We start from the raw sequence: 21,041 nt of genomic DNA on the forward strand, positions 1-21,041 counted from the left end.
AGGCAGTCATGGATTTATCATCTCGTAGCACTTTCAAATACGGCCTGTTCAGACATGGGGAAACAACCTGGAATAAAGAAAAGCGAGTCCAGGGCCACGGCGACTCACCTCTTACCGACAAGGGAATCGCTACCCTCAGGCAGTGGGCTGTGCAGCTTCAGGGCCAGAACTGGCAGCATATCCTCTGCAGCGACCTTGGCAGAGTGCAGCAGTCGGTCGGGATACTGAATGAAATACTCAAGCTGCCAGTCACCACTGACCAGAATCTCCGGGAACAGAACTGGGGAAAATGGGAAGGGATGAGGGTTAAGGATGTGTACCAGCAGTTCCCTGAGGAACTTGGGCTTCAAGTCAAAAGGGGCTGGGATTTCCAGGCACCTGGAGGCGAGAGCCGTCGGGCGGTCCGTGATCGACTTTTTCAAGCCCTGCTCAATCACCGGCTCAGCAACCCGGCAGACAACACCCTGGTAGTCTGTCATCTGGGTGTCATAAAGTGTGCTATCTATGCTATTGCAAATCGAAAATTTATGGAGGATGAGCCACCTCTCCTGCAAAAGGGCACTATGCATACTATCGTCTACGACCAAAATTATACCCTCGGCCAACTCAACATTCCCCTGGAGCAAGACGAGTCATGAGCTCATTGAGAGTTGCCTATTACTGTCAGCATGTACTTGGAATCGGTCATGTACACCGCAGTATTGCAATTTGCCAGGCTCTGGCGCTTCGTCATGAGGTCACCCTGATTCTTGGCGGACCTGCGGTCTCGGAAATTCCTGATACGCTCTCAGTTTTTCAGCTTCCCGGCCTGAAAATGGATGCCGAGTTTAAGAATCTGCAACCAGTCGACAACGACCTCGAACTCAGCGATGTCAAAAAACTGCGACTCGCAAATTTAAGACAATTTTTCACCGACTGGGCCCCAGAGATCTTCATCGTCGAGCTGTATCCGTTTGGCAGAAAAGCCTTTCGCTTTGAACTCGATCCATTGCTCAGGGACATCAGAAATGACCTCTACAATCCTGATTGCAAATGTTATATCAGCTTACGGGATATCCTTGTCGAACGCCCTGATGACAAGGAAAAATTTGAAGCACGGGCGCTTGATGCCACAAACAGTTTGTTTGATGGGCTGCTCATTCACTCCGATCCTGAAGTCATTACGCTTGATGAAACGTTTTCAAGGTATAATGATATTACGATCCCTATCGCCTATACCGGGTTTGTGACCAAAAGTTATCAGCCGGGTTTTCGTCCCAAACTTCGCCATGAATTGGGCTTGGGAGGTAGAGATAAACTGATTGTCGTCAGCATTGGCGGGGGCAATGTAGGGTCACAGCTCCTGAAGCTCAGTCTTGCCGCGTTTAAACAACTGCCAGATGATGAGTATTTTTATCATCTGGTCGCGTTCGCCGGCCCGTATCTGGATGAACATATTTTCCAGACTCTCAGTGCAGAGCTTCCTGAGCGGGCGACACTGCTCCGCTTCAGCAACAGGTTTCAGGACTGGCTACAGGCGGCCGATCTTTCCATCTCCATGGCCGGGTACAACACCTGCATGGATATTGTACAGTGCGGCGTTCCAGCCATCGTTTTACCTTTTGCGCAAAACCAGGAACAAAGATTTCGTGCAGAGCGGCTCAGCACAAAGGGTGCTATAAAGGTTTTAACCAACGATGAACTGGTAGCTGAGAATTTGCAGGACCTCATGCGGCTGATGACACTACTGCCCAGAACACGTTCAACAATAGACCTGGATGGTGCCAACAATACTCTGGCCATTATTGAAACCTTCCATCAAAAAGTTGGGCGAATCTGATGAATTACACTATCCCGATTCTTTACCAGAAAGAAATCCCCAACCTCCCAAACAGATTAGGAACGATCTTTGACCAGGCAATTGACAACTGGCAAAGATCTGCTGCCCATGATGCCAAAATACGGGTCTTCTTCCGGGCAGATGATATCGGCGTTCCCTCGAAGAAGTTCACAAAACTCATTCAGCTTTTCCAAAAACATCACATGCCACTCTGCCTTGCTGTAGTGCCGGCCTGGCTCACTGCCCGGCGAACCCGGGAACTTCTCAGCCTAACCGGCTCAGACGATTCACAATGGTGCTGGCATCAACATGGCAGATTACATAAAAATTTTGAACCATCGGGTAAAAAACAGGAATTCGGTCCTGCCCGCTCGCGGGAAGAGGTAGGCCATCATCTCGAACTGGGCCAGAGCCGTTTACAGGAGCTGCTGCAGGATAAGTTTTCTCCCTATTTTACCCCGCCCTGGAATCGTTGCAGCCTGGACACCGCCCAGATTCTGAAATCCCTCAATTTTAATGCGATATCGCGGTTTACAGGAGCACAACCTGATTTCACAGACACTATTGCCGGTATTGATGTCAATGTCGACCTCCATACCGGAAAAGAGAACTCATCCGAGCGTGCTGCCGACAAGTTGTTCGACCAGCTCCACACTGCTCTTGGCAGCGGCTACTGTGGTATAATGATCCATCATCAGCTGATGAACGATCATGCCTTTCATCTGCTTGATCTGCTGCTCACTGAAGTTGCGCAAAAAAACACGTGCGAGCCATGCCTCTTTCAAGACTTTTCATAAGAGACATCACACATAGGAATACTCACACAAACCGCTCTGGTTCAGCGACACCAACTGCCGCTGAGTGAATACCTGTATTCACCTGCTATAGGTATTCACTGTTTCAAAAAAACCAGCCAGATCGAAATACAGATAATTTAAACTAAACCGTACAGATAAAGGTTTATTGACAACCGGGCCTGCCACCTTAGTTTATCTCTAATGTGCAGGGATGTTGAATAACCACACTGCGATGAGCGAACAAACCATCGTTACCTGATACCGGCATGAGGCTCTCACCATGGCAGAGAACATTCACCGCATTGTCAGTTTACCACTGGGGAAGTCTATACAGATTGCCTTTCAGTCAATAAAGGTTCGCTTTTTTCGTTCTCTCATCACCACAACCAGCCTGGTTCTGGCCGTTGCCTTTCTCTGCTTCATTTTTACCGGTAATGATCTCGCTGAAAGTCTGCTGCAATCGGGCGAGCCAAACAACATTCAACAGCTGCAAAATGCCGGGTACGACATTAAACCAGGTCAATCTGACCTTGGCACTTCAGCAAAACAGCGCTGGATAGTTTTCCTCTCCCTGCTGGTCTGTGTTGTCGGAATTGTCAACGCCCAGCTGATGTCGGTTACCGAACGATTCAGAGAAATCGGCACATTGAAATGCCTGGGTGCTCTCGACAGCATTATAGTTCGACTTTTTGTCCTTGAAGCAATCATGCAGGGAGTTACCGGTTCACTGGCAGGAGTTGTCCTTGGCGTTATTGCATCTGTAACCAATGGGTTGTTTCGTTTTGGCTTAACTATTTTTGCCAACTTTCCCGTTTCGGATCTGCTCGTCAGTATGGGGATCACCCTGGCAACCGGTACCGGGCTCAGCCTGCTTGGCGTGCTTTACCCCGCCCTGCTCGCAGCAAAAATGCAACCTGTCGACGCCATGAGGGTGGAACAATGATCTTGCCAATGATAGCCGATACGAAACCGGCCGACTGTGGCCAGGGTGAACATTATGAAAACTTAATAATCGCAAAAGATTGATTGAAAACCTACTCGAGCGAGGAAGGTTGATAGATTTACAGGTGTTCATGAGAAATTCGGGCTAACCCATAAATAGAAAAGGCTCAGCAGCATGACTAAAAAGCATATCGTCCGCGTTACCGGAGTTACCAAGGACTTCGATTTGGGCAAACATGTCATACAAGTTCTCAAGGGCATAGATCTGGAAATCGAGACGGGAAAGTATATCTCTATAATGGGCCCTTCCGGCTCAGGCAAATCAACTCTTTTCAACATGATAGGTGGGCTGGATAAGCCCAGTGGCGGCAAGGTTTTCATAGACGAGGTAGATATCGCTCAGCTGGACGCGTATGAACTTGCCTGGCTCAGGTGTCGTAAAATCGGCTATATCTTTCAAACCTTCAACCTGATCCCGGTTATGACTGCACTCGAAAATGTTACTATCCCCATGACCTTTGCCGGAGCATCACATGATGATTCCCTGGAGCGAGGGATGGAGTTATTGGAACTGGTAGGTCTGGAGAACAGACACAGCCACCGGCCTTCTGAGCTTTCCGGAGGCCAGCAGCAACGTGTCGCGGTTGCCCGGGCACTTGCAAATAACCCCTCAATAATTCTTGCCGACGAACCCACAGGCAATCTTGATCTGAAAACAGGCGAAGACATTATCAAGTTGCTCAAGGAACTCAGCACCGCCTATGGGGTTACCGTTATTTCTGCTACCCATGATTATAAGATGCTCAATGTTTCCGATCAGGTGGTCTGGATTCGTGACGGCAGGATAGACAAAATTCAGGAACGATCTGAACTGGAAATTAAAACTGGAGGGTTGGAAAGTTCCAACTCTTAAAAGAAACTACCCGAACTGATCTTGTTGAGGATTCGTATGCAGCGATTCTCCCATTTTTATATAGCCACGCTGCTGCAGTTGATATGTGGCGCTCTGCTGCTCTTTGCACCGGAAGTTCAGAGCTCTGCCCAATCAGCTGGGCCTGAATTTATACGAGAAACACTCAACAAAGTCAGCACATTTTCCAGTAGAGCCATAGGCAGCGAAGGTGTCGAATCTGCTGCCCGCCTGATAGAAGATCATTTCATCTCTCTGGGTCTCAAACCCGAAAGTCATAATTTTGAGATTACCTCACGTCAATCCCGGGGGGCCACCATCAATTTCAAGGGAGTGACGCACCCTCTCCACCCCTTTCCTAATAACGCCATCACCCCGGGCGCCACCGGTGAAAAAGACGGTACCCTTGAGGGACCACTCTTCTACGTAGGAAAAGGATCACTCGAAGAGTTGAACGGCAAGGATATTGCCGGCGCTATCGTCCTGATGGAGTTCAATTCATCACGTAACTGGCAGACTCTCGCCAGCCTTGGCGCCCGCGCTCTCATTTTTATCGATAGGGAGGCCACCCGCGCCAGCTTCTACTTTTGGGAAAAACAGGAACTCTCTCCTTTGCAATTTCCCTGTTTCTGGCTTGATGAAGGGATGACTGAGACCATTTTCGGTGATAGCCTGCTCGGCCAGGCCGATGGCGGTAAAATTGCCGATTCCGTTACCCTCACTGCTGACATAGCCTGGAAAAATGGAATCACCAGAAACATCTATGCAGTTATCAACGGCAGCGATGAGGACTTGCAGGATGAGCTTCTCATAATCGAAGCCTTTTATGATACGCCCGAGTTTGTTACAGGCCGCGCGCCCGGGGCCGATGCCGCACTCTCGCTTGCCACCCTGCTCTATCTTGCCGAGGAGCTGGTTGAAAATCCGCCGGCCAGATCCGTGCTGCTGGTTGCTACCAGCGGCCATGCCCAATCCCTTGCCGGTATGCGGGAGATGATCTGGTCCCTTGATACGCGCTCCAGAGAACTGCGCAACACCCGGCGGGAACTGGAAAAAGATATCAAGACGCTTGAGGAACAAAGCGCTCTCCTCCGAAGCCTTGAATTCCCGCTTGGCGAGGATAAAGAACGAGATAAGGTGCTGGCCCAGATCATCAATAAACACCTCAAGTATCAGATTGACACTATCTCTCGCGATCTTATGCAATTGCGTTTAGCCGGAGATCGTGAGAAATACCGATCAGAGATAGCCACGCAGGCCACCACACGTTTTGCACTCAGGCAATTGAGCTGGGCCGAAACATTTCATGATCTTGATACAGGTGGTGAAGAAACTCTTCAATCCATTATTCCGGATGCACTCTCCGATAACCAGGAACTCCTCTCTCAGCTGAACATTCAATACCAGAACCTCATCAGCGCCACTCGATTCAGGCAAACGGTCAGGGGATTTGATATTGCCGCAGTTGTCAGCCTGCATCTCTCGAGTCATGGTAGCGGAGTTGGCGGGTTTCATCGCGGCTGGCTCTATAAGCTTAAACCAACCATCAATCGCACGGGAATCTATTCAACCATCGCCGATGTACTCAAGGAAGCCGGCGAAGCGTCCCCCGCCAGCTACAACTATTATGACACCTTGCGCCCGGGACGGCTGAGACCCTGGGACTCCTGGTTTCTTGACAACCCGCAGCTTGGAGGTGAAGTAAGTTCCCTCGCCGGATTTATAGGCATCAGTCTGGTGACCGTCGGTGACGGCCGATTATCATGGGGCACGCCATGGGATACAGTGGACAAAGTCGACCTGATCAACAGTTCCAACCAGGCAGCACTGGTGGCCGATCTCGTTTACGGCCTGGCCAGGGCTCCAACCCTAAACTCCGGCAGGTTGCCAAGAGATGGGCTGGCGGATGCCACCGCCAGGACAAACCTGCTGCTGCAGGGCGAGTTATTTGCAGATTTTCCCGCGGCCGGAACGACCATCCTCGCCTATCAGGGGCTCAATCGTTTCTACGCCACCGTTGATGGTCGCGGGCAATTTCAGATTCGTGGTCTCGCCGACAAAAAGAACGTCTTCGACAAGCTGATCATCGAAGGTTACAAATTCGATCCCAAGAGTGGCAACGTTATCTGGGCTATCGATAAAAACATGACAGGCAAGAACAATTATCGTCTGAAAATGCTCAGAAAATCGATGCGTACCGACCTGGTCATGTTCAATAGTCGGGAAACAACATTCTTCGACTTGCTTGAGCCTCGCAATTTTCAGTACATGACGAAATTGCAACTCTACGACGGTCGTCGTGACGCGCCCCCACAGCATTTCTGGTATAGTCGAATCGATACCAGAAAATCAAACATCGCCTCAATTTATCTCGAGCCTGGCGCCCTGCTCAAGATGACGCTTTCAGATACCATCCTTACCACCAAAATGATTCTCACCAATGGCACTGAGGATCGGCCTCTGGGGTTAGGATACCCTGTCAATGACTACAGCAAACTTCCCAACACCACGCTCCATGCCGCCCACGATGCCTGGTCACTCTTGCAGCCAAGAATAAGAAACCTTGAATCCCACGGCATATTTGATGAAAAAATCAATGGACTGGAGCAAAGGGGCATCGAGGCCCTCAAAACCAGCCAAAATGGTTTTGCCGCACTCAACTACTCCATCGGCAGAGAAAAAGCCTCTGAATCTCTGGCCATTGCTTCCCGTGTATATTCCCAGATTGAAAAAAGCCAGAAAGACGTATTATTCGGAGTACTGTTCTACATCGCTCTCTTTATTCCCTTCGCTTTTTGCATGGAGCGTTTTCTTTTTAACTTCAATAATATCTATAAACGAATACTCGGGTTCAGTGGTATTCTCATCGTCCTGATTGCCATTATTTATCAGGTACACCCCGCCTTTCAGCTCACCTACAGCCCGCTTGTGGTAATACTCGCCTTTTTTATAATAGGCCTGTCACTTATGGTCACCCTTATCATCTTCTTTCGGTTCGAAAAAGAGATGGCACTGCTGCAGCAGCGGTCCACCCATAAACGACCGGATGAGATCAGTCGCTGGAAAGCATTTGTGGCGGCATTCTTCCTCGGCGTCTCCAATCTCAGGAGGAGAAGACTCAGGACTATTCTTACCTGCACCACCCTGATTATTCTCACCTTCACCATAATGAGCTTTACCACCATCAAATCCAATCGTGAAGAAAACAGGCTCCAGCTCCAGCCACAGGCACCGTACCAGGGATTGCTGCTCAAAAAGCTGAACTGGGCAAGTCTGCCGCCACAGGCCACTGACATCCTGGTCAACTCGATGAAATCGATCGAGCAACCTGCCACCCGCGTATGGCTTGAGGCGGGTAACCCATCACAAACCATCCATGCCCCCCTGGTCCGTGATGGACGAGGCGCATCCATACAGGGATTAATAGGCCTTACCGCCCAGGAACCTTCGGTGACCGGCCTGGATTACATCCTTACCAGTGGCAGATGGTTCACCGATGATGACAACTCTGTAATTTTACTTGAAGATGATACCGCCAGGCGGCTCGGGATCGATCCGTCTGTCATGAGAGACAACCTGACATACAAGGTTAAACTCTGGGGGGCAGACTTTACCGTTGTCGGCACCTTTTCGGCAGAAAAACTTGAAAAGGCCATAGACCTCAATGGTGAGCCCCTGACTCCGGTCACGTTCCCCCAGGAAGCCGGGGCAACAACCACAGAAACAGAGCAGGAAGCACTTGAATCCGGTGAAGACATCAGGCTCTTTCAAAGCCGATATACCCATATTCCAGCGAGCCAGGTCGCCATTATCCCTGCGAATTCCCTCCTGGCTGCAGGCGGCAGCTTAAAGAGTATCGCAGTTAAGCCAGAGTCCGGCGAGGCGATAGACAAACTGGCAAAAGAGCTGTCTGACCGTTTCAGCCTGGCGATTTTCACCGGTGAGAACGACGGAGTCTTTCTCTACAACGTCAGTGATACCATCAATTACAGTGGTGTTCCCAATATCATTGTACCGCTTCTCATCTCCGTGCTGATCGTACTGAACACCATGATCAGCTCTGTTTACGAACGAAAAAACGAAATAGCAATCTATACTTCCGTCGGCCTTGCACCCTCGCACGTAGCGTTTCTGTTTGTGGCTGAGGCTATTGCCCTGGCAGTAATCTCCGTCGTACTCGGCTATGTGATAGCTCAAGTCTCTGCATTCCTCTTATCACACACCACACTCTGGCAGGGCATAACGGTCAATTATTCATCGCTGGCCGGTGTTGCTGCCATGGCCCTGGTAATTCTGGTGGTTCTGGTCTCAGTTATCTACCCTGCCAAAGTTGCCTCGCGCATAGCGATACCCGACGTAGAACGCACCTTTACCTTGCCCCAACCTGTCAATAACACCATCTCCGTAACATTACCATTTCTCATGAAATATCATGAGCATGAGAGTATTGGCGGCTTCATTCACGAATATTTCACAGGGCATCAGGATATCTCACACGGCATTTTCTCAACCGGCCCTGTAGATGTCATTTTCAGCTGTTCAACCCTGGACGAACTGCGCCAGATGGTAGACAATTCATCAGAACCGAGTGAACTTCTATGCCTGCACCTGCGCGCCAACGTCTGGCTTGCACCTTTTGATTTTGGCATAATGCAACTTGTTGATGTTCAATTCTGTCCAGCCCAGGAGGGACGTGAGTATCTGTCCATCAAAGTAACTCTCAAACGTAAATCCGGAGAAGCCCAAATCTGGCGCAGGATTAACACTGTATTCCTTAATGATCTGCGCAAACAGTTGTTGGTCTGGCGATCCCTTACCCCTGAAGAGCATGCTGATCTTGCCGCAGCATTCCAACTCGTTTCAGCGGGGAAAGAGTCAGGAACCGAGGGAGCACACATCACCATGGAGACCGCCTGAATGAGCGAAAATTCCACAGCCAGAGATGCTCTCCCTATCAGGTTTCGGGCGCCATTGCTCGGGCTTGTCATGGCTATCGGCATTTGCGCCATTACCCCGTTCAATAACATTTACCTCCAGGCTACTCCATTAGGCGGCGGGCACTTCCCCCTCGCACCCTTTTTTGTTTTCCTGTTGCTGTCTCTTCTCGTCTACCTGCTCGGCAAGATCCACTCATCACTGCAAATTCTCACCGGTGTGGAGTTGCTCATCGTCTGGATGCAGATGGTTATCGGCTCCGGCATAGCCTACACAGGCCTGGCACGGACATTTTTAATCAACCTGACCGCACCGTATCATTACGCCACCCTGGGCAACCGCTGGCAACAGACACTTCATCCGCTGCTTCCACCAGCGCTCAGCCCCACAGATCCTGACTCCATAGAGCTCCTATACACGGGTATTCCGGGTGGCCGTGGTATGGGATGGTTTGAACTTGCCGGGCAGATTCCCTGGGTAGACTGGTTGAAACCCTTGTTACTCTGGAGTGTGTTTATCTTTCTCAGTTACGGAGTCATGATTTGCCTGGTGAATCTCATTTCACGACAATGGATCCACAATGAGCGTATGAATTTTCCATTGCTCAAGGTACCGCAAACCATCAGCGGCGCCCTGGACAACAATGAATTTGGTGCGCTCTTTGTCAATAAGTTCCTGATCGCCGGCATCAGCCTGCCTGTGTTCCTGCATCTCATCAATGGCCTCAGTGTTTACTATCCGACAATCCCTCCGATACCAACCTTGCTGCTGGCTGCACCCTATATAGCAGAAAGCGGTCTGCTGGTTGGATTCAGTAAACTCAAACTCTATTTTTATCCTGCCTTCATAGGCTTCGCCTTTCTCACCTCCCGCCAGATCTCTTTCTCTTTCTGGTTCTTCTTTCTGATCGGCGGGCTGTTCTTTGGAGTGCTGAACCTGCTCGGCTACTCCATCCCTCAATCCGAACTCGGCATTACCTTTGGCCCAACCCTGACACGCCCGGAAGAAATGCAGATGATCGGTGCCTATGGAGTGTTTTTTCTGTTTCTGGTCTGGCTTGCCCGTCATCACCTGTTGACGGTAACCAAACAATCATTCCTGCTGATGCCACCATCAGCCGTTCGCTCCGAGTGGTTTGATGTCCGCTTATCGTTTTGGGGACTTTTTCTGGGAGGAGCCGGCATAATAGCCTGGTACGTCTGGTTGGGGATGAACGTCGTCACCGCGGGTCTGCTGGTTGGCGCATTCTTCATGATCAGCCTGGTCGCAGCCCGCATTATCTGCCAGGGTGGTCTGGCCTATTTTACCCTGACCGCCGCTCCCATGGATGGCCTCATTGCCCTGTTCGGTACCAAGCTCTTTGCCGGCACCGGAGGTCTACTGGCTGGCATGAGCCAGAAAGCTCTTTTTGTCGACTTACGCGAATCCCTCATGCCCTCCCTGGTTCATGGCAGGAGTATTCATCAGAATCGTCAACCGGCATTCATACTCTTCGGTTCACTTGTATTGACCATACTACTCAGCACCGTTGCCTCAGTAGTTGCCATGATGCTGCTCTGCTATCGATTCGGCATCAGGGAGCTCCAGCTCGAATGGGCAAATCGGACGACACTGGCGGTTTTTGAAAACATTAACAGACTCATCTCCGCACCCGTGGAGTCCGGAACCTGGGTCTTTATCTTCGCCTTGATCGGTGCGCTCATCATGCTGGTGCTGGTTGTCTGCTACCACCGGCTCTACTGGTGGCCAATTCACCCCATCGGCTACCTTACCGCATATAGCTCAGCGATGCGTATCCTCTGGGTCAGCTTCTTTATTGGCTGGGCGTGCAATGCCCTCTGCATGCGCTATGGCGGGATACACCTGTTTCGAAAGCTGCAGTTCTTCTTCATTGGCCTGATTATCGGAGACTTCCTGATGGGCGGGGGCTGGGCTATTGTCGGCCTGTATACCGGTACCAGCTACAAGGTGCTGCCCGATTAGCTTTAAATAATACAATTACGCGACCATGTATGATGACAAGGAATTAAAAGAATATCGGGATCTGCTTCCACCGCCAACCCACTTTGAGGAGGGTTTTGACTGGAAGACCATCATCGGCGCCATCTTCATCGGCTTCCTGATGATGCCCGGTTCCATGTACCTGCAGCTTGTCATCGGCCAGGGTATTGGTCCTGCCGCCCGCTGGGTTACCATCATACTCTTTGCCGAAATCGCTAAGCGTGCCCACTCCGACCTTAAACAACAGGAAATTTTCCTGCTTTATTATATGGCAGGTGCCGCACTTGCCTCCCCTTTTTCCGGTTTGCTATGGAACCAGTACCTGGTTCAATCTGATGCAGCACGCATGCTCGGAGTCACCGAGTTCATTCCCACCTGGGTGGCACCGGGCGCTGACTCTGCCTCCATGGTTGAGCGGACCTTTTTCCATCGTGACTGGCTGATCCCTATATTGCTGTTGGTCGGCTCCCAGATCATTCAGCGCATCGATCACTTTGGTCTCGGTTACGCGTTGTACAGGATAACTTCCGATGTGGAACGGCTGCCTTTTCCAATGGCACCTGTTGCCGCTCTCGGCACAATGGCGCTGGCCGAGTCGACAGAAGAGCGTGAAAAAAGCTGGAAATGGCGGGTATTTTCCATCGGCGGAATGATTGGACTTATTTTCGGGAGCATCTATGTGGTGCTGCCCATCATCACCGGACTCATTTTCACAGAACAGATCCGACTGATTCCCATCCCCTGGATAGAACTGACCAGTTACACCGAAGGCTTCCTTCCCGCAGTGGCAACGGGGCTGCAGCTCGACCTCGGCCTCATGTTCGTAGGCATGGTTCTCCCCTTCTGGGCAGTAATTGGCGGGCTTATCGGTTTGATAATTACCATCATTCTCAACCCGCTCCTATATTCATGGGGCATTCTTGAACGATGGCATCCGGGCATGGCCACGGTAGACACCGTATTTGCCAATAATTTTGATTTTTATATGAGCTTCGGCATCGGTCTGGGCCTTGCGATTGGCTGCATCGGTGTCTGGTCGGTTGTCCGCTCGTTCAGAGCCGGCAAAGACCAGCGCGGTTCACTGCACGATCTTTTCAACCCGCCTCCGGGCAGGGGGGATTTCAACTTCTGGATATCCATCGCTATCTATCTATTTTCCACCCTGGCCTACGTTGGGCTCTGTGTCTGGCTGGTACCGTCCTTCCCTTGGATTTTCTTCCTTGCCTATGGCTTTATCTACACCCCGATAATCAGTTACATAACCGCACGCATGGAAGGAATAGCCGGCCAGTTTGTCAGCCTGCCACTGGTACGAGAGGCGAGTTTCATTGCCGGGGCACGTTTTTTCGGCTATCAGGGCATCGAGATCTGGTACGCCCCTATCCCTATCCACAATTACGGTGAAGCAACCGTACAGTTCAGGCAGATAGAACTGACCGGTACCTCGATCCGTGGAATCATCAAAGCGGAGCTGCTGGTTTTCCCTGTGGTGATGATCGCCAGCCTGATGTTTTCCCAGTTTATCTGGCGACTGGCTCCCATCCCATCTGCCAGCTATCCTTTCGCCCAGGAACTCTGGCATCTCCAGGCCCTGAATACTTTACTGATGCAGACCTCCACCCTGGAAGGCAACTCCATGTTCTACCAGGCGCTGGACGGCTCAACCATCTTTACCGGACTTGGCTTTGGTCTGCTGATGTATATGATACTCAGTTTTCTGGGACTTCCTATACTGCTCATTTACGGTGTCGTACGTGGCCTTGGACAATCAACTCCTCACGGTATGGTCCTTGAAGTTGCCGGTGCTCTGCTGGGAAGATATTTTTTCCTGAAAAAATTCGGGCCGATGTGGCGTCAGTATGCACCGGTACTCCTTGCAGGGTTTTCATGTGGCATGGGGCTATCCGGCATGTTCGCCATGGGTTTCGCCCTTATCATGAAATCCCTCAACTATATGGCGTACTAGCTGTTCTCCACCGTTGTCCAGGGCCTGCAGCAACCAGGTGAACCGACTGAACAGGTTGTGCCCCCTCATTCATTGTTCGATTTACAGCCACAATACATTGTCTTGACATGATGGTCCTATATGAGCATATTTGATATAGAGCTTTGGAAATACAGCAGATTCAAGCCCATTTGATTATATCTCATCCTAATCTCGCACCAACTTCATCAATGGGCAGCACATTTCTTACCGCTCTTATCCACATATAGCCTTAACAAGCCTGCAGGAGTGATTATGTCAAAACTCTATATACTGACCCTTTTATCAACGCTGACGATCTTCACCCTTTCTTACTCTGGTGCATCGCTTGCAACATCTGAGGTACCACTCGGGGTTGGCGGCTTTGCCCTCGGCAATAATATTGACAACTACCCGGACCTGATGGAGACCAATTACCTCCAGGAGACAGTCGTTACCGACTGGAGAGGGTTTCGTAAGGGTGTCCTCAGCTACGGGACCTGCAAATACAACAGGCAGATTCTCAAAATACAAATGAAGTATGCCGATTCGAGCCAGGACTTTTATGAAACTCTTCTGCAAAAGTTCAAGGCCAAATTTGGGCCCCCTGACGAATGGAAAGGTGATTCGTTCGGCATTCTCAGGAACTGGAAATGGTATTTTACAGACAGTCAGGACAGATCTGTCAGCCTGGTTCTGCAACACAACCTTCGTAACCCCAACGAGACCACTGGTAACATGGTTAAGATTTCCTTTCCCCAACTACTCGAGGAAGAGCGACTTTGCTTCAACAGGAAATGCGAGGAAATGAGAAACGACCACGACCGGGCGCGTATTGAAGAGATAAAAAAGCCAGACTGGAAATTTATGATCCCAGACTAAAAAAATTAACCATCGTTTTTTTATAACATCATGCTGACATTCGATACCACCGAGCCAATCCGGCGAATTGGCTGGAACAATATCCAGCTTGAACTTCCCAGTGGCTGGGAAACCATCGTATCAGGTGACAGGAACCTGCTCATTGAACAAAACTTCAAGCCGCTTATTGACTTACGCTGGGAAAAAGATAATAGCGGACGCGACCTTTCCGATGTGTTTCTCTCTATCCAGAACGTTCTTGGTAAACGCTCTGGATGCCCAGTGGATAAAGTAGATGTGCCGGATGAGCTTGCCCGGCTTGCCTCCCAGACAGGCTGTATAGCATTCAGTTGGGCAGCAACAGCTGGACCTCAGTGCCAGGATAGTGAACAAAAAATCAATGGTGTACTCTGGCGTTGCCCGGATTGTGATACTATCGTGATTGGCCAGTTATACAATCACCCGACTATCGGCCTGAACGCACTCGTCTCTGCTCTCGCCTCAATCCGTTGCCACCAGGATGATGCCGGCGCGAGCGACTCAAGTTATTGGTCAATTCAGGACATCAAATTAACCCTGCCTGCCTCCTGCAGGATGTCAGCTCACTCCTTTCAGGCTGGCCTGACCCGGCTAACTTTTCAGGAAAACAACATGCAGCTTCATTTCTGCCGCCTTGCCCCAGCCAGGCAGAGATTGCAACAAGGTCCCATTTCTCAATTACTCACCAATCTTCTGGGTGAAGATTCTGAGTACCAGACACTCAACGAATCATCTCATCTTTATGAATGTATAAGCTCTCCACCGCTCACCCAGCAAATGTTGAAAAGATTGAAGCGGCAACACCCATTTCGCTGGGGCCGAATCTGGCATGACGAAGGCTCTAACCGCCTCCTCTCTGTAATTGCAGAAAGCAGCCACCCAATAGACCTCGAAAAAGTTCACAAACTTTGCGATAAATATGCGATTATTGACTCCAAAAAAGAGCACAAAGCCACAGAGTCCCCCTAAACTGAGCAGATCCGAGGCGCTGGCCTGTGTTCCGGTAATTATGCCCCAGGCCCAGTGGGTTAAACAGGAAAACGGTGATATTCTGGTCGAATACCCCTTTGTTGCCAAGCCACTGTTACAAGCAATTTTCAACCGTTTCAACGGAGCAAATCAACAGAAATTAACCAGAAAACTACAATTGGATGGTCTTGGCAGCCAGGTATGGGCAGCCATCGATGGTGAGAAATCGGTTGCGGAACTTATCAGGGACTTCGCAGAATCCTCTACAATGTCTATGCAGGAAGCGGAATTATCGGTAACGACCTTTCTACGGGAACTGGGAAAACGAGGCCTCATTCTACTGCGTTAACAACCGCGCTTTTGGACAACAATACTCAACCCCGGTCAGCAGAAGTCCAATCATGAAAGGTTAATGCCTAATTGACGCGCCAACATTTGCAAATCAACCCAGGTGGCACGTTTCATCTCGGGATTCTGCAGTAAATATGTAGGATGATAGGTTGCTATCAGGGGAATGCGTTTACCCTCGCCCAGCTGGTAGCTGTGCAATCTGCCACGTAACCGGGAAAGAGACTCAGAACGGTTGAGCAGTGCTTTGGTCGCTATAACCCCCATGGAGAAAATCACTTCCGGTTCTACCGCCATAAGCTGGCGCTGCAGATAACCAAAGCAGGCACGGGCATGCTCCGCCTTCGGTTGCTCAGACCTGGCAATGCCGCATTTAATCACATTGGTTATAAATACGTCCTCGGGCTTGATTGTGATGGCGCCCATCATTTTAGCAAGCATCCTGTCCTGCTCTATGCCAAACAGCGTATTACTGACCAGATTATCCGGATTCTCCACAGCCAGCCAGTCACCTACTATTGCAATACGCACCTTTGGCTTGCCGCTGCCGGGAACCGCCACAATCCTCTTTTGGGCCAAGCCGCACCGCTTACAGTTTTTGACCTCAACTGCAATTTCTTCAAGCAATGCTCCCTTCTGCTCTGCTGTCCTGCTGTCAACTCGAAGTGACGGCGCAGGCGACGAAGTTCCTGTCTCTGTTGCGCCTGGACGAGCCTGCTTGCTAACCACAGGCTGAAGTCGCGCCTTTTCTACCAAAGCTGGAGCTACAACCCTGGTATTCAGGAATTTCTGGATATCATCGCCGCCGGGATAATTATCAATACCAAGCAGGCTATGGTATTTAAGCGTCGCCTGAATATCCCGAACAATGGAAAAGTGATCTGACATAAATTTTTTTTATTTTACGAAGATTGATAGGTGCATTGACTACCACAAATTGACTGTTACTTTACCACACTGTGTTTACCGGCGCCACTCACTACAAGGTACTACAGATGACTGCTACTACATAGTAGCAATTCCATGCTTTTTTTACAAAAGTACTACAAAAAGAGAAGCATTTTTTATGAGCATATGCTAACGTGATGTGACACGCTGTGGTTGTAATTGTTATGACCTGCTCCTCAAGTTTGCAGTTTTGGTTCCTCCGGGCAGAAACCCCATCACAAGCAATACAAGGACAATGACATGGACAAACAGGAATTCAGGAAGTCTCGCAAAAAACTCGCCAAGACCCAAAAGCAACTCTCCGAATTGTTGGGAATGTCACTAAAAACGATACACAGCTATGAACAGGGCTGGCGGACCATTCCGACCCATATCGAACGCCAGCTTTACTTCCTGCTTATCCATCAACGAGGCCGCAACAACCACCTTACACCGTGCTGGGATAAAAAACAGTGTGATGTGAAGGAGCAGTGTCCGGCATATGAATATCAGTCAGGTCATCTTTGCTGGTTCCTCTGCGGCACCCTCTGCGAATGCACCCAGGACGCTACCAATAAAAGTAAGCTGAGTGTTTGTAGAGAGTGTGAGATCTTCACCTCACTGCTTGATTAATTTCCCATCGTTGTCTGTTTCAGGGCATTGTTCAGTGCCCTGAAACAGAAACCCAATCTTCATCTCCATTGCTTCCGCCAACAATTCCTTCCGGTGTCCTTGCTCTCTTTTCAAGCAATACCTATACTTAAGCCAAAGATTTCGTGATTACTTGCACAATTTTCGCACCCTATTGAAACCTATCACACTTACGTTTCAATTTGTGGTGCTTTTCAGGGCGACAATATGCACTCTGTAACTGTAAATCTTATTTTAGCCATTCGAGGATACGACAACTGCCCCCATACGCTCAGTGATCAGGTATGTGCGGCAGATTATATCGCTATTCCCTTGATATCTCGATTATTGAATCAGAAAGCACATGAACGTCGGGTTAACTGACTTTAACAGGAAATATGGTTACTATTTCCGGAATTTCGTACAGACAGGAGAAGCAAATGCCGATGTATGAGTTTGAATGTCTCGACTGCAACAACGTATTTGAGGTAATCGTGCGCAACGCCGATGCAGCCAAAGACGTGACATGCAAAAGCTGTAACAGCGCCAATATCAGAAAGAACCTTTCCGCTGGAAGTTTTCACTCAAAGAGCAAGGGTACCGCTCTGCCCGGCGCCGGATGCACCGCAAGGGGAGGATTTACCTGAGGTTAATGTTCTGTACTGTGCTCCCGTGGGGAGTCTCACCTCTTTTTTGCCTGGGCGGGTTTTGAGAAATCATATACCCGCTCATTTGGTTTCAGCATGTCGTAATCGCGTCGTGCCACCTCTTCCAGGTATACCCTGTCATTTTCAAGCCGCCCGATCTCCGCTTCCATTCTCTTGTTCTCCCTGGCAATGGCCTCGGTTTCAGACTCCAGATTCTTTACTTCGGCTCTTTTCTTAAGCAGCGCCATAACGCCTGATTGAGGGGCAAACACTATCCACAACAAGGCAAAAAGAGTCATTACCACAGCCATTTTCTTCAATTGACTGTTCTGTAAATAGGGCGGAGACTTCCTGTTAACTGGGTTTCGTTTCATATATTCGTTTACTATGGAATCTCGGTGGATTATCTGTGTATCAAAGATTCTGTGTATATCACCAGAGTCAATGTTTGAACAGTGACGAACCGAGCTCCCTAAAGACTCATCCTGACTGAGGTATTGGATTTAGGTAGTGAAGACTGTTATATTCAGCGTTTATTAATGAAACTTCATCACAATCACAAACAGAATGCCCTGATACGTTCTATAATGCAAGACTCTCATATTAAAAAGAAAACCACCTATCTTGTCAGCAGTTGCCTTATTGGCCTCTGCACCCGCTACGACGGCGTGATCAGCCCTGACCAGAAATGTATTGAATTTCTCGAGGGGACAAACTGGATACCAGTCTGCCCTGAACAACTTGGCGGACTTGCGACTCCTCGCCCCAAAGCGATGTTATGCGAAGGAAATGGACATGATGTTCTTCAGGGAAATGCCCGGGTGACTACTGAAGAGGGTGAAAACGTCTCAGAAAATTTTATCCGGGGCGCAGAACAGGTACTCGATCTGGCCAGACGTCTTGCAGTTGACGGAATCGTATTGAAATCACGCTCTCCGTCGTGCGCGGTGCATGACAACACAGGAGTTACAGCGGCGTTACTGCAACTCCACAATTTTCAGTTAATTGAATTCGGCTAACCGCAGTCGGCTACTGAATCCGCATAACCCTCAAAATTATAATGCCGGCCTCATACAGGAAATAGAGCGGTCCCCCCATCAGACCCATATTAATAACATCTGGGGTCGGGGTAATAAGTGCGGCAATAATTGCAATTCCCAACACGGCAAACCGCCTGTTTCTCTCAAAAAATTTCCTGGTACAGATACCAACCCTGCCCATGAAAACCATGAAAATGGGCAATTCAAACGCCAGCCCGAAGGCAAGAACGAAAACTGTAACGAATGTAACGAAACGACTTATTGAAATGACCGGTTGCAATTCTGCCGAACCGAACCCGAGCAGGAATTTTATGCCAAGAGGTAATGTTACGAAATAACAGAAAATTGTGCCTATATAAAATAGTATGCAGGTAAAAAAGACAAAGAAAAAGATCTGCCCTTTGCCCATTTTAAACGGCTTCCCCATGGCACTCCAGAGAACTGTCAGAAACCAGGGCATGAGCAGAAAAACAGCCCCAAAAAGTGACAATTTCACATGGGAGAGAAAAGGACCTGCCACTGAAAAGAAATATAATTTCTCGGAAAGATGCTCCTGAACCGCTTTCAACAGTTCGGGGGAGAGGAAAAAGATCACAAGTGTCAAAAGAAACAGTGATATTCCGAGGCGATGAACTGATTTTTGTAATGCTAAAATGAATATAGCGAGCTTATTTTGATCGACCATCTGCTGAAATACTACTCTGTGGATATTACAATTTAATGAGAACGTAACTGAATGAAAGCCTCAGTTCCTCCCGGAATTACAACCTCTCAAAATATCAGAAGCAGGAGTGAAATGCAATTTGATTGAGGTTGCTTTCAGATACCAGCCATGATAAACATGGATGTACTTACCATAGGTTATGTATATCCTGTACACATATTGTAAAATTTCAACTTCAGCTCCACGAAAACATCATGCTTGAACTACGATTTATTCGAGAAAACATAGAGCTTGTAAAGGAAAAAACCGCCCTTCGCGGTGCGGACACGACTCCGCTTGATACCTTTATGGAAATTGACCAGCGCAGACTGCAGATTCTGGGCGAGGTTGAAAGCTTAAAAAATAAGAGAAACGTCGCTTCCAAAGAGATAGCACGCCTGAAGCAGGGCTCGGACGAAGAAAAGTCCCAGGCTGAGCCAATGATCATCGAGATGCGGGACATCGGTCAGAAGATCAAGGAACTCGATACTGAGTTGACGGAAATTCAGGAAAAACTGCAAACCATCGTCATGGCGATTCCCAACCTCTGTCATGACTCTGTTCCCGTCGGCAACGATGAAAGCGATAACATTGAAGTTCGCACCTGGGGAGCCAAAAGGGAGTATTCCTTTGAGCCCAAACCACACTGGGAAGTCGGGGAGAATCTCAACGTTCTCGACTTTGAGCGCGCGGCCAAACTCTCAGGATCCCGCTTTGCGCTGCTGAGCGGTTTTGCCTCCAGACTCTCCAGAGCTCTGGTGAATTTCATGCTCGATCTGCATACCCAGAAGCATGGTTACACTGAGTTTATGCCCCCGTTTCTGGTCAACACTCCGACCATGACCGCCACTGGTCAATTGCCGAAGTTTGAGGAAGATCTCTTCAAGATCGCTGACTGGGATCTCTACCTGATACCAACCGCGGAAGTACCCATAACCAACATCCACCGCGATGAGACCATCGACGAAAAGGACCTTCCGCTCAACTATACCGCCTACACACCGTGTTTTCGTTCTGAGGCTGGCTCCCACGGTCGCGATACCCGCGGCCTGATACGTCAGCATCAGTTTGAGAAGGTTGAGCTTGTTAAAATAACCACCCCTGAGACTTCAATGGATGCTCTGGAAGATCTGACCAGGGAAGCTGAAACAGTGCTACAGATGCTCGGTCTTCATTACCGTGTGGTCACCCTGTGTTCCGGCGATCTCGGCTTCTCGGCCACCAAGACCTATGACATTGAAGTATGGTTGCCTGGGCAGCAGGCATATCGCGAGATATCCTCCTGCTCCAACACCCTCGACTTCCAGGCCCGACGCGGTTCTATCCGGTATCGTCCCGAGGGGCAGAAGAAGTCCAAACTCGTTCACACCTTAAACGGTTCCGGCCTGGCAGTGGGTAGAACACTACTGGCGATTCTAGAGACATACCAGCAGGAAGACGGCTCTGTCGCCATCCCTGAAGTGCTGAAACCATACTTCGAAAAACGATTTTAGAGCTGACCGGGCACGGT

At 49.4% G+C, this 21,041-nt stretch carries 18 protein-coding genes; 15 read left to right on the plus strand and 3 right to left on the minus strand.

Annotation, left to right across the window (positions count from 1 at the left end):
* The first annotated feature begins 8 nt into the window (after window positions 1-8).
* The 11 genes from ACN5NT_RS12770 (at window position 9) to ACN5NT_RS12820 (ending at window position 15,585) form a co-directional block, all read left to right on the plus strand.
* On the plus strand, window positions 9-638 hold the full coding sequence (locus ACN5NT_RS12770; RefSeq protein ID WP_419175656.1) for a histidine phosphatase family protein: 630 nt from the start codon (window positions 9-11) through the stop codon (window positions 636-638).
* Window positions 635-1,819, plus strand: a complete 1,185-nt coding sequence (locus ACN5NT_RS12775; protein WP_419175657.1) for a glycosyltransferase family protein — start codon at window positions 635-637, stop codon at window positions 1,817-1,819. Before ACN5NT_RS12770 ends, ACN5NT_RS12775 begins: the two co-directional genes overlap by 4 nt.
* Window positions 1,819-2,616: a polysaccharide deacetylase family protein gene (locus ACN5NT_RS12780; protein ID WP_419175658.1), complete on the plus strand. Its 798-nt coding sequence runs from the start codon at window positions 1,819-1,821 to the stop codon at window positions 2,614-2,616. The genes ACN5NT_RS12775 and ACN5NT_RS12780 overlap by 1 nt, the downstream gene beginning before the upstream one ends.
* 280 nt (window positions 2,617-2,896) lie before the next feature.
* Window positions 2,897-3,559: an ABC transporter permease gene (locus ACN5NT_RS12785; RefSeq protein ID WP_419175659.1), complete on the plus strand. Its 663-nt coding sequence runs from the start codon at window positions 2,897-2,899 to the stop codon at window positions 3,557-3,559.
* A gap of 174 nt (window positions 3,560-3,733) precedes the next feature.
* Window positions 3,734-4,471: an ABC transporter ATP-binding protein gene (locus ACN5NT_RS12790; protein WP_136795569.1), complete on the plus strand. Its 738-nt coding sequence runs from the start codon at window positions 3,734-3,736 to the stop codon at window positions 4,469-4,471.
* A 36-nt stretch (window positions 4,472-4,507) separates the two neighbouring features.
* Complete coding sequence (locus ACN5NT_RS12795; protein WP_419175660.1) at window positions 4,508-9,385, plus strand: FtsX-like permease family protein; 4,878 nt, start codon at window positions 4,508-4,510, stop codon at window positions 9,383-9,385.
* Window positions 9,386-11,386: a DUF6785 family protein gene (locus tag ACN5NT_RS12800; RefSeq protein ID WP_419175661.1), complete on the plus strand. Its 2,001-nt coding sequence runs from the start codon at window positions 9,386-9,388 to the stop codon at window positions 11,384-11,386.
* A 25-nt stretch (window positions 11,387-11,411) separates the two neighbouring features.
* Entirely contained in the window at window positions 11,412-13,370 is a 1,959-nt protein-coding gene (locus tag ACN5NT_RS12805) for a peptide transporter (protein WP_419175662.1), read from the plus strand.
* A 273-nt stretch (window positions 13,371-13,643) separates the two neighbouring features.
* On the plus strand, window positions 13,644-14,249 hold the full coding sequence (locus ACN5NT_RS12810; protein WP_419175663.1) for a hypothetical protein: 606 nt from the start codon (window positions 13,644-13,646) through the stop codon (window positions 14,247-14,249).
* A gap of 30 nt (window positions 14,250-14,279) precedes the next feature.
* Window positions 14,280-15,236 carry a hypothetical protein gene (locus ACN5NT_RS12815; protein WP_419175664.1) on the plus strand — a complete coding sequence of 319 codons (957 nt, stop codon included), beginning with the start codon at window positions 14,280-14,282 and terminating at the stop codon, window positions 15,234-15,236.
* A 40-nt stretch (window positions 15,237-15,276) separates the two neighbouring features.
* Window positions 15,277-15,585 (plus strand): PqqD family protein, encoded by a 309-nt coding sequence (locus tag ACN5NT_RS12820; protein WP_167495635.1) that lies wholly within the window; start codon window positions 15,277-15,279, stop codon window positions 15,583-15,585.
* A gap of 50 nt (window positions 15,586-15,635) precedes the next feature.
* Here ACN5NT_RS12820 and ACN5NT_RS12825 read toward each other — a convergent pair whose 3' ends face one another.
* A complete protein-coding gene (locus ACN5NT_RS12825; protein WP_419175665.1) occupies window positions 15,636-16,472 on the minus strand; it encodes a uracil-DNA glycosylase in 837 nt (278 codons plus the stop codon).
* Between the two features lie 300 nt (window positions 16,473-16,772).
* On the opposite strand from ACN5NT_RS12825, the gene ACN5NT_RS12830 reads away from it, so the two are divergent.
* Together ACN5NT_RS12830 and ACN5NT_RS12835 are read left to right on the plus strand one after the other, a co-directional pair.
* Window positions 16,773-17,144, plus strand: a complete 372-nt coding sequence (locus ACN5NT_RS12830; RefSeq protein WP_136795577.1) for a helix-turn-helix domain-containing protein — start codon at window positions 16,773-16,775, stop codon at window positions 17,142-17,144.
* 437 nt (window positions 17,145-17,581) lie between these two features.
* Entirely contained in the window at window positions 17,582-17,788 is a 207-nt protein-coding gene (locus ACN5NT_RS12835) for an FmdB family zinc ribbon protein (RefSeq protein ID WP_167495636.1), read from the plus strand.
* A 35-nt stretch (window positions 17,789-17,823) separates the two neighbouring features.
* Here ACN5NT_RS12835 and ACN5NT_RS12840 read toward each other — a convergent pair whose 3' ends face one another.
* Window positions 17,824-18,162 (minus strand): FtsB family cell division protein, encoded by a 339-nt coding sequence (locus ACN5NT_RS12840; protein WP_136795579.1) that lies wholly within the window; start codon window positions 18,160-18,162, stop codon window positions 17,824-17,826.
* A 213-nt stretch (window positions 18,163-18,375) separates the two neighbouring features.
* Here ACN5NT_RS12840 and ACN5NT_RS12845 point away from each other — a divergent pair, with 213 nt between their 5' ends.
* Window positions 18,376-18,807, plus strand: a complete 432-nt coding sequence (locus ACN5NT_RS12845) for a DUF523 domain-containing protein (RefSeq protein ID WP_419175666.1) — start codon at window positions 18,376-18,378, stop codon at window positions 18,805-18,807.
* 10 nt (window positions 18,808-18,817) lie between these two features.
* On the opposite strand, the gene tatC is transcribed toward ACN5NT_RS12845, so the two are convergent.
* Complete coding sequence (gene tatC / locus ACN5NT_RS12850; protein WP_419175667.1) at window positions 18,818-19,513, minus strand: twin-arginine translocase subunit TatC; 696 nt, start codon at window positions 19,511-19,513, stop codon at window positions 18,818-18,820.
* A 233-nt stretch (window positions 19,514-19,746) separates the two neighbouring features.
* Here tatC and serS point away from each other — a divergent pair, with 233 nt between their 5' ends.
* Complete coding sequence (gene serS / locus ACN5NT_RS12855) at window positions 19,747-21,024, plus strand: serine--tRNA ligase (RefSeq protein WP_419175668.1); 1,278 nt, start codon at window positions 19,747-19,749, stop codon at window positions 21,022-21,024.
* Window positions 21,025-21,041 lie beyond the last annotated feature (17 nt).

It is taken from the genome of Desulfosediminicola sp., from assembly GCF_048381775.1.
Classification (GTDB): Bacteria; Desulfobacterota; Desulfobulbia; order Desulfobulbales; family Desulfocapsaceae; genus Desulfopila; species Desulfopila ganghwensis.

Excerpts from the sequence above, each read along its gene's own strand:
- ACN5NT_RS12770 (WP_419175656.1), top strand. The coding sequence starts at position 9 with ATGGATTTATCATCTCGTAGCACTTTCAAATACGGCCTGTTCAGACAT.
- ACN5NT_RS12820 (WP_167495635.1), top strand. The coding sequence starts at position 15,277 with ATGCCCCAGGCCCAGTGGGTTAAACAGGAAAACGGTGATATTCTGGTC.
- ACN5NT_RS12835 (WP_167495636.1), top strand. The coding sequence starts at position 17,582 with ATGCCGATGTATGAGTTTGAATGTCTCGACTGCAACAACGTATTTGAG.
- ACN5NT_RS12800 (WP_419175661.1), top strand. The coding sequence starts at position 9,386 with ATGAGCGAAAATTCCACAGCCAGAGATGCTCTCCCTATCAGGTTTCGG.
- ACN5NT_RS12780 (WP_419175658.1), top strand. The coding sequence starts at position 1,819 with ATGAATTACACTATCCCGATTCTTTACCAGAAAGAAATCCCCAACCTC.
- tatC (WP_419175667.1), bottom strand. The coding sequence starts at position 19,513 with ATGGTCGATCAAAATAAGCTCGCTATATTCATTTTAGCATTACAAAAA.
- ACN5NT_RS12830 (WP_136795577.1), top strand. The coding sequence starts at position 16,773 with ATGGACAAACAGGAATTCAGGAAGTCTCGCAAAAAACTCGCCAAGACC.
- ACN5NT_RS12785 (WP_419175659.1), top strand. The coding sequence starts at position 2,897 with ATGGCAGAGAACATTCACCGCATTGTCAGTTTACCACTGGGGAAGTCT.
- ACN5NT_RS12805 (WP_419175662.1), top strand. The coding sequence starts at position 11,412 with ATGTATGATGACAAGGAATTAAAAGAATATCGGGATCTGCTTCCACCG.
- ACN5NT_RS12775 (WP_419175657.1), top strand. The coding sequence starts at position 635 with ATGAGCTCATTGAGAGTTGCCTATTACTGTCAGCATGTACTTGGAATC.
- ACN5NT_RS12810 (WP_419175663.1), top strand. The coding sequence starts at position 13,644 with ATGTCAAAACTCTATATACTGACCCTTTTATCAACGCTGACGATCTTC.
- ACN5NT_RS12845 (WP_419175666.1), top strand. The coding sequence starts at position 18,376 with ATGCAAGACTCTCATATTAAAAAGAAAACCACCTATCTTGTCAGCAGT.
- ACN5NT_RS12840 (WP_136795579.1), bottom strand. The coding sequence starts at position 18,162 with ATGAAACGAAACCCAGTTAACAGGAAGTCTCCGCCCTATTTACAGAAC.
- ACN5NT_RS12795 (WP_419175660.1), top strand. The coding sequence starts at position 4,508 with ATGCAGCGATTCTCCCATTTTTATATAGCCACGCTGCTGCAGTTGATA.
- ACN5NT_RS12815 (WP_419175664.1), top strand. The coding sequence starts at position 14,280 with ATGCTGACATTCGATACCACCGAGCCAATCCGGCGAATTGGCTGGAAC.
- ACN5NT_RS12825 (WP_419175665.1), bottom strand. The coding sequence starts at position 16,472 with ATGTCAGATCACTTTTCCATTGTTCGGGATATTCAGGCGACGCTTAAA.
- ACN5NT_RS12790 (WP_136795569.1), top strand. The coding sequence starts at position 3,734 with ATGACTAAAAAGCATATCGTCCGCGTTACCGGAGTTACCAAGGACTTC.
- serS (WP_419175668.1), top strand. The coding sequence starts at position 19,747 with ATGCTTGAACTACGATTTATTCGAGAAAACATAGAGCTTGTAAAGGAA.